Source organism: Bradyrhizobium sp. JYMT SZCCT0428, assembly GCF_018131075.1.
Taxonomy (GTDB): domain Bacteria; phylum Pseudomonadota; class Alphaproteobacteria; order Rhizobiales; family Xanthobacteraceae; genus Bradyrhizobium.
In genome coordinates this window covers 147,310-161,740 of record NZ_JAFCLS010000007.1, presented here as the reverse complement: position 1 = coordinate 161,740, position 14,431 = coordinate 147,310, and the positions used below count along the sequence as shown (strand labels likewise).

The 14,431-nt window shown below is 63.7% G+C and carries 14 protein-coding genes; 9 read left to right on the top strand and 5 right to left on the bottom strand.

Annotated features, from left to right (window positions below; all coding sequences use genetic code 11):
* Nucleotides 1–8: 8 nt before the first annotated feature.
* Together JQ575_RS09640 and JQ575_RS09635 are read right to left on the bottom strand one after the other, a co-directional pair.
* Entirely contained in the window at nt 9–899 is an 891-nt protein-coding gene (locus JQ575_RS09640; RefSeq protein WP_212032974.1) for a TauD/TfdA family dioxygenase, read from the bottom strand.
* A 240-nt stretch (nt 900–1,139) separates the two neighbouring features.
* Nucleotides 1,140–1,919 (bottom strand): SDR family NAD(P)-dependent oxidoreductase, encoded by a 780-nt coding sequence (locus tag JQ575_RS09635; protein ID WP_212032973.1) that lies wholly within the window; start codon nt 1,917–1,919, stop codon nt 1,140–1,142.
* A 38-nt stretch (nt 1,920–1,957) separates the two neighbouring features.
* On the opposite strand from JQ575_RS09635, the gene JQ575_RS09630 reads away from it, so the two are divergent.
* The 3 genes from JQ575_RS09630 to JQ575_RS09620 all read left to right on the top strand — a co-directional run bounded on the left by JQ575_RS09630 (nt 1,958) and on the right by JQ575_RS09620 (nt 3,825).
* Nucleotides 1,958–2,608: a GNAT family N-acetyltransferase gene (locus JQ575_RS09630; protein ID WP_249166543.1), complete on the top strand. Its 651-nt coding sequence runs from the start codon at nt 1,958–1,960 to the stop codon at nt 2,606–2,608.
* A 14-nt stretch (nt 2,609–2,622) separates the two neighbouring features.
* On the top strand, nt 2,623–3,357 hold the full coding sequence (locus tag JQ575_RS09625) for an SDR family NAD(P)-dependent oxidoreductase (protein ID WP_212032972.1): 735 nt from the start codon (nt 2,623–2,625) through the stop codon (nt 3,355–3,357).
* A gap of 69 nt (nt 3,358–3,426) precedes the next feature.
* Nucleotides 3,427–3,825 carry a CsbD family protein gene (locus JQ575_RS09620; RefSeq protein WP_212032971.1) on the top strand — a complete coding sequence of 133 codons (399 nt, stop codon included), beginning with the start codon at nt 3,427–3,429 and terminating at the stop codon, nt 3,823–3,825.
* Nucleotides 3,826–3,958: 133 nt separating this feature from the next.
* On the opposite strand, the gene JQ575_RS09615 is transcribed toward JQ575_RS09620, so the two are convergent.
* Nucleotides 3,959–5,668, bottom strand: coding sequence for an SGNH family hydrolase (locus JQ575_RS09615; RefSeq protein ID WP_212032970.1), 1,710 nt, complete (start codon nt 5,666–5,668; stop codon nt 3,959–3,961).
* A gap of 198 nt (nt 5,669–5,866) precedes the next feature.
* Nucleotides 5,867–7,291 carry a lytic murein transglycosylase gene (locus JQ575_RS09610; RefSeq protein WP_212032969.1) on the bottom strand — a complete coding sequence of 475 codons (1,425 nt, stop codon included), beginning with the start codon at nt 7,289–7,291 and terminating at the stop codon, nt 5,867–5,869.
* A 226-nt stretch (nt 7,292–7,517) separates the two neighbouring features.
* On the opposite strand from JQ575_RS09610, the gene JQ575_RS09605 reads away from it, so the two are divergent.
* Nucleotides 7,518–8,396: a UTP--glucose-1-phosphate uridylyltransferase gene (locus JQ575_RS09605; RefSeq protein ID WP_212032968.1), complete on the top strand. Its 879-nt coding sequence runs from the start codon at nt 7,518–7,520 to the stop codon at nt 8,394–8,396.
* Nucleotides 8,397–8,519: 123 nt separating this feature from the next.
* On the opposite strand, the gene JQ575_RS09600 is transcribed toward JQ575_RS09605, so the two are convergent.
* Nucleotides 8,520–10,013 carry a diguanylate cyclase gene (locus JQ575_RS09600; RefSeq protein WP_212032967.1) on the bottom strand — a complete coding sequence of 498 codons (1,494 nt, stop codon included), beginning with the start codon at nt 10,011–10,013 and terminating at the stop codon, nt 8,520–8,522.
* A 129-nt stretch (nt 10,014–10,142) separates the two neighbouring features.
* Here JQ575_RS09600 and JQ575_RS09595 point away from each other — a divergent pair, with 129 nt between their 5' ends.
* From JQ575_RS09595 to JQ575_RS09575, 5 genes are all read left to right on the top strand, one after another.
* Nucleotides 10,143–10,400 carry a hypothetical protein gene (locus JQ575_RS09595; protein WP_212032966.1) on the top strand — a complete coding sequence of 86 codons (258 nt, stop codon included), beginning with the start codon at nt 10,143–10,145 and terminating at the stop codon, nt 10,398–10,400.
* Nucleotides 10,401–10,776: 376 nt separating this feature from the next.
* The gene (locus tag JQ575_RS09590; RefSeq protein ID WP_212032965.1) at nt 10,777–11,271 is read left to right on the top strand and encodes a copper chaperone PCu(A)C; all 495 of its coding nucleotides are present in this window, start codon (nt 10,777–10,779) and stop codon (nt 11,269–11,271) included.
* Between the two features lie 73 nt (nt 11,272–11,344).
* Complete coding sequence (locus JQ575_RS09585; RefSeq protein WP_212032964.1) at nt 11,345–13,132, top strand: PQQ-dependent dehydrogenase, methanol/ethanol family; 1,788 nt, start codon at nt 11,345–11,347, stop codon at nt 13,130–13,132.
* A gap of 93 nt (nt 13,133–13,225) precedes the next feature.
* On the top strand, nt 13,226–13,750 hold the full coding sequence (locus JQ575_RS09580; protein ID WP_212033053.1) for a c-type cytochrome: 525 nt from the start codon (nt 13,226–13,228) through the stop codon (nt 13,748–13,750).
* Nucleotides 13,750–14,397 (top strand): hypothetical protein, encoded by a 648-nt coding sequence (locus JQ575_RS09575; RefSeq protein WP_249166541.1) that lies wholly within the window; start codon nt 13,750–13,752, stop codon nt 14,395–14,397. Before JQ575_RS09580 ends, JQ575_RS09575 begins: the two co-directional genes overlap by 1 nt.
* The last annotated feature ends 34 nt before the right edge of the window (nt 14,398–14,431 follow it).

Sequence of the window (14,431 nt, the reverse complement as noted above, 5' to 3'; positions counted from 1 at the left end):
TTTTCGCGCTACTCCTCCGCCTGTTGCGCCACCGTCGGCGCCGTGCCCGCCACCGTGGCGCGTCGCATGTCGCGGGGCTGCGACTGGTCGTAGCGGCGCACGCGATGCATGGTCTGGCGGTTGTCCCACATCACGAGGTCATGCAGCGTCCATTTATGGACGTGGACGAATTCGCTCTGCGTGGCGTGCTCGTTGAGGTCGCGCAGCAGGACCCGCGCCTCCGGCATGGTCATGCCCCTGATGGCGCCGGCATGCGACGACAGGTACAGCGACTTGCGGCCATGCACCGGATGGGTGCGCACCAGCCGCTGCAGCACCGGCTTGAACAATTCCTTCTCTTCATCGGTGTAGTCGAGGAAACCGAGCGATCCCCGCGAATACATCAGCGAATGCTCGCAGATCATGTCCTCGATCTCGGCCTTGGTCTCGTCTTCGAGCGCGTCATAGGCCGCGCGCATGTCGGCGAATTCGGTGTTGCCGCCCTTCGGGTTCACCACCCGCGCCGACAGCAGCGAGAATTTTGCGGGGATCGGGCGGAACGATGAGTCGGAATGCCACAGGCAATTGCCGAGGTTGAACAGGTTCACGCGGCTGTCGCGCGGCAGCGGCTTGCCGTCCTTGCCGAGGTTGGAGACGTCGTTGAGCCCGGTCTGAGCCAGCCGCGAATCCTCCGGCTTGACGACACTGCCGCCGCGCGGATTTTCCCGCTCGCCGAAGTTCAGCGCGAACGCCATCTGCTGCTCGTCGGTAATGTCCTGGCCGCGAAACAGCAGCACGGCGTATTTGTCCATGCCGGCTTCGATGTCTTGGGCCTCCTGCGGCGTCAGCGGTTTTCGCAGATCGACGCCGGAAACCTCGCCAAAGAAGTGCTTACCCAGCTGCCGGATCGTGACCGTCATGGCGTTTTCTCCGTAAGAGGCGGGCGGTTGTCCCGCTTCGTTTGGATAAAAAGCTACTCCGTGATGGGCTCAAGTCAACGTTTGGGAGCGCTTGCCAAGCGCACAGCTGTCATGCCCGGACTTGATCCGGGCATCCATCAATCTTCGCAAAGTGCTCTTCGAGGGATGGATTGCCGGGTCATAGTCGAGCGGAAGCGACGCCGTCCTTCAGACGGCTATGCCCGGCAATGACGAAGGGAGCTACGCATTCCGCGCCATCAACCCGCCGTCCACCGGAATAACCACGCCGGTCAGGTATGATGCGGCCGGCAGGCACAGGCTCAACGTCATATGGGCGACTTCCTCGGGATCGCCGTAGCGGCCGAGTGCGGTGCGGCGTTTGGCGAAGATGGTCTTGTGCTCCTCCGCAATCCGCTCGGTGATCCCGGTCCGGATCGGTCCCGGGCAGATACAGTTCACCGTGATGCCCTCGCGGCCGAGTTCCACGGCGAGCGCGCGGGTCAGGCCGGTGACGCCGGCCTTGGCGGCCGCGTACGGGCTGTTCGTTGCGGTGGCGCCGAGCGCTTCGGTGGAGGCGATGTTGACGATCCGCGGGCATTTGGATCGGCGCAAATGCGGCAGCGCGGCACGAATGATGCGCGGATGCGCGGTCAGCATCACAGCCAGCGCCTTGGTCCACGCCTCGTCATAGCCGTCCGCGTCGATCGGGGCGCGCAGCGACAGGCCGGCATTGTTGATCAGGATGTCGAGGCCGCCGAAATGCGCCGCGATGGCGCCGACGACCTTGATGATGTCACCGGCGTTGGCGACGTCGAGTGCCCAGGCCTTGGCGCTGCCGCCCCTTTCCTTGATTTCATCGGCGACCGCCTGCGTGGCCTCGGCGTTGATGTCGGTGACGGCAACATTGGCGCCTTCGGCGGCGAACACCAGCGCGGTGGCGCGGCCCATGCCGCTGGCGGCGCCGGTGACGAGAACGGTCAGGCCCTTGACCGAACGGCTGAGCTCTCTGAAATCTGACATCGCGGATTCTGACCTAAAATGCTCGCGGAATTTGTGCATTGCGTTGCAGGATTGACAAGGCTGGCACCGATCCGCAGACAGGTCAAACTAGAGCGTTTTCCAGCGAAGTGGACTCCGGTTCGCGTGAAGAAAACGCGTCAAAACAAGATTCTGCATTAACAGGTGCAACGGTGGCCAATATTCCCGGACTGCAAATTCGCCGCCTGCAGATTTCGGACGCCGCGCTTTACCGGGACATCCGGCTGGAGGCGCTGCAGAAAAATCCTGAAGCCTTCGGCAGCACGTTCGGACGCGAAAGCGCAGAGCCGCTGTCCTGGTTCGAGGCGAGGCTCGGGCTTGCGGATATTTTCGCTGCGTTCCTCGATGGGACGATTGCCGGAATAGCCGGATATTCCGCGCAGGAAAATTTGAAGCAGGCGCACAAGGGACGCCTCTGGACCATGTATGTCCGGGCCGCGGCGCGGAACATGGGGCTCGGAAAAAGCCTGGTTGCGGCGGTGCTCGACCATGCGCGCGGGCGCGCGGAGCTGGTGCAACTGACTGTGGTGAGCGAGAATGAAAGCGCGCGAAAACTTTATCGCGCGATGGGTTTCGTCGAATACGGCTATGAAAAGAAAGCCCTCAAGCACAACGGGCGATATTACGACGAGGTTCTCATGGTCAACTTCCTCGATGAGAGCTCAAGCTAGAAAGGATGCAGGCGATGAACGAACTCGATTTCAGCGGCAAGCAGGTGCTGGTGGTCGGCGGCTCCAGCGGGATCGGCAACGGCATCGCGCAGGCGTTCCGCGCCAAGGGGGCGCGGGTTGCGGTCTGCGGCACCCGCGCCAAAGCGGCGGATTACTTCGCCGGCGAAGGATCGAACCTTCAAGGTCTCGAATATGCACAGCTCGACGTCAGCAGCGCGCAGGCGATCGAGCAGTTCAAGCCGTCGTTCGATGGGCTGGACGTGCTGGTGCTGGCGCAGGGCGCGGTGATCTACCGGCGCGGCGAATTCGAAATGGATGGCTTTCGCAAGGTGCTCGAGGTCAACCTGATGAGCCTGATGGCGTGCGCGACGAAATTTCACGCGATGCTGAGCGCCAGCAAGGGATCGCTGATCATCGTCAGTTCGACCGCGGCCTATCATTCGACCATGGGCAATCCGGCCTACAATGCCTCGAAGACCGGCGCGGTCGGCTTGACGCGCACGCTCGGCGAGGCATGGGCCGAGAACGGCATCCGCGTCAACGGCATCGCGCCGGGCCTGGTCGACACCAAGATGACCAAGGCGACGACAGCAAATCCGAAGCGGCTCGAAGGCGCGCTGGAACGGATTCCGCTGAAGCGTCTCGGCACCCCCGCCGACATGGCCGGCGCTGCGCTGTTCCTGGCGTCGCCGCTGGCGTCCTATGTCATCGGGCAGACCATTGTGGTCGATGGCGGGCTTATCCTATAGAGGTCTGGAAGACGTCGGAACTTGCCAGCGTCTCGTCGGTTACTTCCTCTGAAACAGGGAGTGATCGTGATGGACAAGGATCGAATTGCAGGTTCGGCGAAGGATTTCGCCGGTAAGGTCGAAGGCGCCGTCGGTAGCATGACGGGTGATGCCAAGACGCAGGCCGAAGGCCGCGCGCGCGAGGCCGCAGGCACCGTGCAGAATCTGTACGGCCAGGCCAAGGACGCCGCGCGCGACGCCACCGATGCGGCGGCCACCTACGCCAAGGACGCCGTGGACACCTTCAAGGACGCCTACGACAACAGCGGCGACACCATCCGCGACGGCCAGAAGGCAATGGCGAAAACCGTGCAGGACAATCCGCTCGGCGCGCTTCTGGTTGCAGGCGGGATCGGATTCGCACTGGCGCTGTTGATGACCCGACAGCCGCGCCGCCCGCCGCCGTCGCGGTGGCGGTATTACGGCTAGGTCCGCTCCCCGGTGCGCAATTGCGCACCTGAGGGCACGCGAAGCGTGAACCCGGAATCCAGAGATTAGAGATCGTTGTGCGAGATTCCGGGTTCGATGCTTACGCATCGCCCCGGAATGACTCGTTACAAAACTATCTTGTGAAAGCGCCTGGCGGTGCTTCCGCCGCTCGTCCGACGTTAGCCGGCGGGCGCGGCACGCCCGGTGCGATGGGTCCAGGCGCGCGCGGCGGCGCTGGTGCAATCTGGCGCGGCGGCGGCGCACCGAAGCCGCCGAAGAAATCGCGCAATGCCGGCTGTTCGGTCTGCGCGGGACGGAATTGCCGCTTCGGCGCAAGGGGTTTCGGCGGTGCGGCGGGCGCAGCTGCCGGGACCGTGCCGTCAGGTGAGGTAGCAGCGACCGGCGATTCGCCCTTGGCTTGGTCCTTGCCGGGTTCTTTGGCCTGTTCGCGGCCAATCTCGCGGCGCGGCCAGGCGAAATCATCGGCGCGGCCGGCCGGCGCCGCCAGCGGCTCGCCCTTCACCAGCGTTCTCGCGGCAAGCGCATCGACCGCGGCGGGACGCGTGCCCGGTCCGCCGAGCAATTGATCGGTACCGACCGAGGAGGCCACCAGCGGCAAAATAGGTCCGGCCAGCGGCCGCGGCGCCGGCTGGCCCGGCACGGCACTGGCGTCGGGCGTCGCCGGTTCGACCGGCAGCGCGATCGGTCCGGAACGGGAGGCCAGGAGGCGGCTGACTTCACGCTCGACATAATGCGCGAGCTTGCGCGCGCCGGGCTTGGTGAAATACACGCCGTCATAGGAACGCAGCTGGCGGATCTGGCCTTCGAAGTCGGGGCCCTTCTGCAGGAAGCGGCCGGCCTCGTCGACAAAGCCATCCCAGATATCGACATAGGTGATGCCGGCCTTGGCCGATGCGTCGCGATAGAGCGCATTGAGGAACAGCGAGTCGGACGTGCCCTTGACGCCGCGCACCGCTGGCAGCCCGACCCACAGCACCGGCACGCCCTTGGATTTCAGGATGCCGATCATCTCTTCGATCTTCTTGGCGTAGAGCTCGACCCAGCGCTCGTCGCGGAATTCGTAGAGCCCGCCCGCCGAGCGCGAGCTCTTCTCCGGCGCTGCAACATGCGGAGCATCGCTGTCGGCATCGTCGGCCGCTTCGGCATCGGCCGGCTTGTCGTCCGGCTTGGCGGCGCTCTCCGCCGAGCCATCCGGTTTCACGCCGGGCTTGGCTTCGGGTTTGGTGTCGGCCGGCTTGGCGGTCTTCTTGTCGTCTTTCTTCGACTTGTCGACCGCCGGCTCGCGGATCGCGGCGCGGTCGTTGAGGCCGAGCATGACGACGATGGCGTCCGGTTTCTCGTTGGCGAGAATGCTGCGCGCGGCGGCAGCCCAATCGGACGGCTCGCCCTTGGGCTGATATTTGATCAGGCCGGATACGGTCCTGTGCTTGCGGATCACGCCCATGTCGGGCTGTTCGGAGTAGGCGTCTTCCAGGCCGTAGGCGAGCCAGTCCGCCATGGCGTCGCCGAGCACCAGCACGTTACGTTCGGGCGCGGTGTCACGCTTGGCGGGCGCCGGCGCCCTGGAGAAATCCTGGCGCGGGGCTTGTTGCGGGGCCTGCTGCTGGAACGGCGTAAAGAAGTCGCCGCCGAACCAGCCGCCATTGTTGTTGCGCGGCGCCTGCCGCTGCTGCGGTTGTGGCGGACCGCCGAAGCCACCGAAATTGAAGAACTGCGCGGACGCCGGTCCCGCGATCCCGATCAACAGCGCAATCGCCACCGCCACCGCCGTCAGCGGACCGGTTTCGGTGAACACGCGGAAAAAGGACTTTGGCTTTTGCATCCGGCTCGGTCGCAATGGGTTGTAAAGGCGCAGTTATAATAGCTGAATCAGGCCGCAAGCGGGCATATTCCTTGCCATAAATCGGGCAACGGCCACACCCGTCAAGGGCGGCACGAAAATGTGCACTACAGGGTTACTTTTGGAGCAAACCGGGCTGTTTTTCGTTTTGACCGGTTTCCACGTTGCCCGAAAACGCTTTCAACGCCCCCGCAGCCGCTCCAGCACGTCGGAGGAGGCGAATCCGTCAGCTGGGGCTCCGATCGAGGCCTGGAAGCCGCGCAGCGCCTCGCGGGTCATGCCGCCGAACTGGCCGTCCGGGGTGCCCCGGTAGAAGCCGCGCTGGGCCAGCAGCTGCTGCAGTTCCAGCCGCTCGGCCCGCGACAGCACCCGTTCCTGCCGCGGCCAGGGCTGCACGAACGGCGCACCGCCGCGCAGGCGATCGGCGAAATGCCCGATTGCCAGCGCATAGGCCTCGGCCGGGTTGTATTTCATGATCACCCGGAAATTCTGCAGCATCAGGAATCCCGGCCCGTCAGCCCCGGCCGGCGCCAGCAGATAGGCCTTCTCGGTCGGATTCGGGAACGGCTTGCCGCCGGCGCGCGTAAGGCCCTGCTGTTCCCACTGCGCAACCGTCATCGCCTTGGCCTTGTCGGCCAGCATGAAGTTGAACCCCTTGGGCAGCACGACCTCGTAGCCCCAGGTCTGACCGGACTGCCAGCCGTCCTTCCTGAGGTTGTTGGCGGTCGAGGCGATCAGGTCGGCCGGATTGTCGACGACGTCGCGGCGGCCGTCGCCATCGGCATCGACGGCGTAGCGCTTGAATGCGGTCGGCATGAACTGCGTCGGCCCGAACGCGCCGGCCCACGAGCCACGCATCTGTTCGGGACGCAGATCGCCGCGGTTCAGGATCTCCAGCGCGGTCAGGAACTCGTCCTTGAAATAGCCCTGGCGGCGGCCGATGCAGGCGAGCGTCGCGGTGGAATTGAGCACGTTGCGATCGCCCATCTGCGTCGAGTAGTTCGATTCAATGCCCCAGATCGACGCGATGGCGTAGCGGTCGACGCCATAGGCTTTTTCCGCGGCGTCGAATTGCGGCTTGTACCTGGCGAGGATCTCGCGGCCCTTGGCGAGCCGGTTGTCATTGACGAGGATGTCGAGATAGTCCCAGATCGCCTTGGTGAATTCGGGCTGCGAATCCATCAGGTCCATGATGCGCAGGTCGGGCGAAAGGTCCGCGGTGAAGCGTTCGAAATTCGCCTGTGTCACGTGACGCCGTGCGGCATCGGGCCACATCGAAGCGACGCAATTTTGAAAATTCGCCGCCGCCTGCCGGATCGCAGCTGCGGTCATCAGAGGATGGCCCGAACCGCCGTCTTCGCCGCTCCAGGGCGGCGGTGCGGATGGTGCGGGCGAGGCGGATGGTGCGCCTTCCGGGGCAGGCGCTGCCTGCGCCTGCGGCGAGGTGGCTGATTTCTGGCCGAAGATGTTGCCGAGGAAATTCGAGACGCCGTTGTTGCCGGATGATTGGGCAAAAGCCTGGGTGCAAAAAACAGCATGCAGCAGCGTCACCGCAATGATCATCGCGGCGGTCCGGTAGGTCACCGCGGTTCCCGTCCAACGCATGTCGTCTCCGCCCTTCAACATCCCCGTTTCACAAGGCCCTGTCACGGTTTCCAACAGCTTAACAAAGGCCGGAATTTGTTTCTTCCCCTTTTCCGCTGCAAGGGGTCGCAAAGCGGGAAGCGGGCTTTGTTGCACCACACATCCGCCTTTGTTCCCGGCTGCAAACGGGCTACCAACGTTCCATCAGACGCATACTCCTCACGCTTAAGGGACTTCCGATACTCCCATGAAAATCCGCAAAGCCGTCTTCCCGGTCGCCGGTCTCGGCACCCGCGTCCTGCCCGCCACCAAGGCGATGCCGAAGGAAATGCTGACCATCGTCGACAAGCCGCTGATCCAGTACGTCTATGACGAGGCCAAGGAAGCCGGCATCGAGCATTTCATCTTCGTCACCGGGCGCAACAAGGGCGTGATCGAGGACCATTTCGACCGCATGTTCGAACTCGACACCACGCTCGCCGCGCGCGGCAACAAGAAGGCCGAGCAGGACATCCTGGCGCGCGACCAGCCCGCCGCCGGCGCCACCAGTTTCACCCGGCAGCAGGCGCCGCTGGGTCTTGGCCATGCGGTCTGGTGCGCGCGCGACATCGTCGGCGACGAACCGTTCGCGGTGGTGCTGCCGGACGAACTGGTGCTGAACACGCCGGGCTGCCTCGCGCAGATGATCGAGGCCGCCAGCAAGCTCGGTGAGAAATCCAACGTGCTCGCGGTCGAGGCGGTGCCGGAGGATATGACCCATCAATACGGCATCTGCGGCGTCGGCAAGCGCACCGGCAAGATGTTCGAGGTCGACGGCATGGTGGAGAAGCCGGCGAAAGGCACCGCGCCGTCAAACCTGTCGATCACCGGGCGCTACATCCTGCAGCCGGAGATCTTCAAGATTCTCGAGACGCAGGAGCGCGGCGCCGGCGGCGAGATCCAGCTCACCGACGCGATGCGGGCGCTCGCCAACACGCAAAAATTCTATGGCCTGGAGTTCGAGGGCGAGCGGCACGATTGCGGCTCCAAGCCCGGCTTCCTGCGCGCCAACATCGCCTACGGCATGGCCCGCGACGATCTGCGCGACGGCCTGCGCGCGGAGATGAAGAAGTATCTGGAGCGGTAGACCAACGCGCCGCGGCTTGTCGCCGTCATTGCGAGGAGCCCTTGCGACGAAGCAATCCATCTATCCCCGCGTGGAGAGGTGGATTGCTTCGCTTCGCTCGCAATGACGGGGATAGGGCTTGCCTCAAGCCACCATCGCCAATTGCGGAACGTTGGCGACCACGGTCTGGTTGCGGCCATTGGCCTTGGCGGCATAGAGCGCCTTGTCGGCGGCCGCGATCAGGTCGGGCCAGTCCAGCCCGGCGGATGGCATCATGCTGGCGACGCCGATGCTGACGGTCGTGACTTCTTCCTCAGACCAATGCGCGACCTTGTGCCGGATGTTTTCGGCGACCGCGAGTGCCTCCGAGACCGAGAACCCCGGCAACAGCACCGCGAATTCCTCGCCGCCGAACCGTGCTCCGCAATCGCCGGCGCGCCTGACCGAGTCGGAGATGCAGATCGCGATGCCGACCAGCACCTGGTCGCCGGCCTGGTGGCCATAATTGTCGTTGTAGGATTTGAAGTGATCGGCATCGATCATCAATAGCGCGACCGGCGTCCTGCTGCGCACCGCGCGCCGCCACTCCGTATCGATCTCGAGATCGAACTTGCGCCGGTTCTTCAGGCCGGTGAGCGCGTCGGTGGTGGCAAGTTCCTCGAGCTTGTCCTCGGCCTGGGCGCGGCGGCTGATCTCGCGCCCGAGGAAGAAGGTGGTGCCGAGCACGAACAGGATCAGCGCGGTCATGATGGCGCCGATCCGGATCACTTCCCGCTGCCAAACGCGGAAGATGGCTTCGAGCGGTTTTCCGACCACGACATAGAGCGGACCGCTGCTGTCGCGCCGGACATAGAGCCGGGGTGTCGCATCGACGGGGCCTTGCCCAGCATAGGACCCGGTGGGCTTCAGATTGTTCGCGCTCCAGGTTCGCACGGTCGCCAGGTTCTTACCGATGACGTCAAGGTTGAACGGCTTGCGCATGATGATGGTGCGGTCGCGGCGCAGCACGGTGATCGTATCGTCGGGACTGAGGTTCAATCGGTCGAACAGCTCATGGAAGTAGCTGAAGCGGATCGAGCCCGCGGCCACGCCGAGAAAGCGGCCTTCGGCGTCGCTGATGCTTCGGCTCAGCACGATCGAATAGGCGCCGCGATGCAGCATCGGGCGGCTGACGAACAGGCCCTCGTCCGGATTGCTGCGATGGACCGTAAAATATTCTTCATCGGCGCGGTTCTCCGGCCGCGGGTCGAGCGAGGAAGCGTCGATCCACAATTGTCCTGACGCGTCGAATACCTGGATCGCGCCGAAATGCTTGGCGGAGGCGGCGCGGTCGAACAGGATCAGATGGCGGATTTCCTTGCTGACGTCCTTGATCTCCGGCATCACCAGATTGCTGGCGACCGCGCGCAGCGACAGGTCGTAGACCTCGATGTTGCGCCCGATGTCGGCGTCGATGCCGGCGGCGAGGTTCTCGAGCATCTGGCGGGCCAATTCTTCCTCGCCGCGCCGCATGTCGAGCATCACGTTGGCGCAGATCGCGGAGAAGCCGATCACGGTCGCCACGGAGGAGGCGATCAGCAATTTTGCTGATAGCCGCCAGCGCCTTCTGGCCATGCCTTTTCGCCGTCCGAACAGCATCGTCCGCTCCCAGCCATCCTGAATGCACCGGAAACCTTGTCGCGGCCTTAAATGGCGACAACGATGCGCCGATCGGTTAACGCTTGGTTGCCGGGATCGGCGGCATTGCGCAAAACGACGGGGATACGGGTGAACGATTACGATTTGCTGCGGGACTATCTGAAGAAGCAGAAGCTGCCCGAATTCGTGCTGACCTTCGAACAGATCGAGGAGATCATCGATGCCGCCCTGCCGCGCGCGGCGCACCGGGCCTCGTGGTGGGAAACCGAGCGCAGCCCGCAGGAGAAGATGCCGCAGCGCGAAGCCTGCCTCGAGGCCGGCTACATCGCGACAAGGCAGGCGGACGGCAGAAGCGTGAAGTTCAAGAAGATGAAGGTGAGGAGATAGGTTGGCCATCGATGTCGTCCCGGCGAACGCGGATGCGCAATTGCGCTTCGGGGGACCCATACGCCGCGGCCCTCGTTGTTGGAAACGGAAGATAACGACCAGCGTGAAAACAATTGCCGCTGGTGGTTATGGGTCCCGGCCCCCGTGCGCAAGTGCGCACTCGGCCGGGACGACGTCCTGATTGCCGCCCTCGTTGCGCGATGATCGGCTGAAGGGATCATCTCCGAATTGGTATGAAATACGCCACGCGAGCGGGTTGCCGGAATCATTTTCCACACGCGGCCCTATCGCCGCCCCAATTTGGGAAGAAGTGGAATACCCAAGGGCGTAATCTAAAACGCAAGAAACAAGAAAAGATCGTGGGAGGATGGCGCCGATGAATCGGACAGCCTGTTCCTTAAGGCATCCCTTGCCTGCAAGTTCCCGATGGCCGCTGCTGGCGCTTGGACTTGCTGCCGGGCTTGGGTTGGAACTTGCGCTGACGCCCGGCTTCGCCGCGGCCGGTGATGCGCTGCAGGTGACCAACGCCTCGGTGCCCGCGTCCGACGAGATCGGCATCAATCTCCCGCTGCTGATGACGATCAAGAACGATGCCGCCGAAGCCGATGCCTTGCTCCGCGTCCGCTGTCCGTTTGCAAATTTTTCCGAGAAACACACCGTCGATCGCGGCGAGGGTGCGCCCGCGAAGCGCGAGATCAAGTCGATACCTATACCGCAAGGCAAGACGATCGAACTCAAGCCGGACGGTTATCACGTCATGCTGCTGCAGACGCGGCAGAAGCTCGTCCCCGGCGAGGCCTTCACCTGCACCATCGTTTTCCAGAAGGCCGGCACCAAGGAAACGGAGGTGCAAATTTCGCGAACGCCCTGATCGCGAAGAACTGCCAACAAGAATGCCAACATGAACTGCCAACAACAACCCTCCAACAAGGAAGGCAATAATCATGGAGCGATCTTCAGGTCATACGAAAACGTCAACGCGAGCCCGTTTGCTTGCCGTTGCATTGGCAGCCGCGAGCGCTGCGGGCGTAACGCCCGTCTTCGCCGCGGACGAGGTCAATCAGCAGCGGCTGCTCAACGTCGACAAGGAAGCCGGTAACTGGCTTCATCATCATCAGAATTATGCGGGTCACCGGTTCTCCACGCTGAAGGAGATCAACCGCGATACCGTAAAGAACCTGAAGGTCGCCTGGACGATGCACCTTGGCGGCATCGAGCCCGGCGGCATCTGGAGCCATGGCGGCCTGGAAGGCACGCCGATTGCCGAGAACGGCTTTCTCTACGTCACCGATGGATGGGGCTCGGTCTACAAGATCGATGCGCATGGCGGCAAAGGCGCGCTGGTCTGGAAGATGGATCCCAAGACCGACCGTGACTGGGCGGGTGCCGTCGCCTGTTGCGGCGTCGATAATCGCGGCGTCGCGTTGTGGGGCGATCTTGTGATTTCCCACACGCTGGACGGCCGGCTGATCGCCACCAAGAAGGACTCCGGCCAGGTCGCCTGGCAGCGCTCCGTGGCCGATCCGGATAAGGGCGAGGTCATCACCGGCGCGCCGCTGATCGTCAAGAACATGGCGATCACAGGCGTGGCCGGCGCGGAATACGGTATCCGCGGCTGGATCGCCGCCACCGATCTTTCGACCCAGAAGGAAGTCTGGCGCACCTATACGATCCCCGGCAAGGGCGAGCCCGGCAGCGAAACCTGGAAGGACAACAACAACGCGATGGCCGCCGGCGGCGGCTCGACCTGGGTGACCGGCACCTACGATCCCGCGACCGACACCATCATCTGGGGCGTCGGCAATCCCGGGCCGGATTGGGATAACGCGTACCGGCCGGGCGACAACCTCTACACCGACAGTTCGCTGGCGCTCGACGCCAATACCGGCAAGATCAAGTGGCACTATCAGCACACGCCGAACGATCCCTACGACTACGACAGCGTGGCGGAAAACGTGCTGGTCGATATCCCCGGTCCGAACGGTCCGCGCAAGCTCGCGCTCGAAGCGGACCGCAACGGCTTTGCCTATGCGATCGATCGAACCAACGGCAAATTCGTTTGGGGCCTGCCGTTCGTCAACAAGGTCACCTGGACCAAGGGGCTCGACCCGGAGAGCGGCAAGCCGATCGAGTATGACCCGAACAAGTCGGTGCAGACCTATATCGCGTCGGTGACGCCAAGCCGCACCAATATGGAAACCGACATCTGCCCCGGCAACATGGGCGGCAAGAACTGGCCGCCGACGGCCTACAACCCGGATCTGAAGCTCTGGTACATCCCGGTGATCGAGAGCTGCAACCGCATCAAGGTTGAGGTGATGACGCCGGACAAGCTGAAGCCCCGGGAGTTCTGGACCGGCGGTGGCCCGAGCCAGCCGTTCAGGATCACCGGCAGCGTCACGGCGATCGACGTCACCACAGGCAAGATCGCCGGCAAACTGGAGACGCCGTTTCCGAATCTCGGCGGGATGCTGGCGACGTCTGATCTCGTCTTCACCGGCCAGCCATCCGGCGAGGTGATGGCGCTCGATGCCAAGTCGTTGCAGAAGCTCTGGGAGTTCAACACCGGCGGCGGCGTCAACGCACCGCCGATGACGTTCTCGGTCGACGGCAAGCAATATCTTGCCATCCTGGTCGGCCTTGGCGGCGCCTGGGACAAGTGGTTCATCGATTCGACGCCCGAACTGAAGAAGATTCAGCCGGGATCGATGCTCTACGTCTTCGCGCTCTGACATTCCCGAAAGGAGGGCCTGCCTCTGGTGGGCCCTCCCGCTTCCCCGACAAGAGACGCCATGATGATGTCGAACAAACTGCCGGCGGCGGGCATGCTGCTCGTGAGCGTCGTCGCGCTGAATTTTTCTGCCCACGGTCAGTCGGCGCAGGCGACGGCTGCGGATCCGACCAGCGCCGGCAAGGCGGTGTTCGGCCGCGCCAACTGCATGGGCTGCCACAAATGGCACGGCAATGGCGGCGGCGGCTACGGCGGCGATGCGCTGTCGCTGCGCAAGACCGAGCTGACGCGCGAACAGATCATCGAAACCGTCGGCTGCGGACGGCCGGGCACCGGGATGCCGTTCTTCGTGCGCGGCGCCTACGATGAGGTGAAATGCTTTGACCTGAACCGCCAGGATGCGGGGGCGCAGATGCCGCCCGAGGGCGGAACGTTTCTGCGGCCGAAAGATATCGAAGCCGTCGCCGACTACGTGATCGCCCACATCAAGGGAGCGGGCGAGCCCACTTACGCCGAATGCGTCGCCTTCTTCTCAAGCTCGTCGCGGGTCTGCGACGTCTACAAGGCCGAGGCGCAAAAGCCGGATCATGCCACCGCCAACACGGGGAAGAGCCAGTGATGAACAGATTGAAGCTATCGGGTGTTGTTGCTGCGGGCCTCTTGGTCTGGCAGGCAGTCGCACTGGCGCACTCTCCGGCACGGACGGAAGAGTTCGGCGGCAACGATCTGCGTGACATCCGCCTCGGAATGGCCGCGAGCGAACTGACTGAAACCGGCTATGTCGATTTTTCCTGCGCTGATGATCCGAAGCGAACGCTGGCCGGCTGGAAAAACTGGCACGACTGTCCTGCCGACGCCAAGGCCATGCGGGCGATCCGGTTTGGCTACGATCCCTTCACCAGCCGCGACGGCACGATGGTGGCGGGTCATCCGGCGATCCTGACCCTGCTGATCGACGCCACCGGTCATGTCGCCGGCTTGCAGATCGAGACCGATCCGAAGGCGCGGCTCTATATCCGGAAGAAGGCGTTCCTGCTCGGGATCCAGGCCAAGTCGCGCTACGGCCAGGAAGGGTGGAATTGCAGCGAAGGTCAGCCCGACGCAGGAGACCAGCCGGTCGGCGGCATCTACCTGAAGGAACGCTGCACCAAGACGGTCAGCGGCCGTTCGCTCACCGTCGAACGCAACCTGTTCCGCCGGCCCGATCAGGACATCAAGAATTTCGTCGACGAAACCCGGATCAGCATCGTGCGAGCCAGGGATTAGGGAGCAAACGATTAGGGAGCAAACTTCGGCCGCG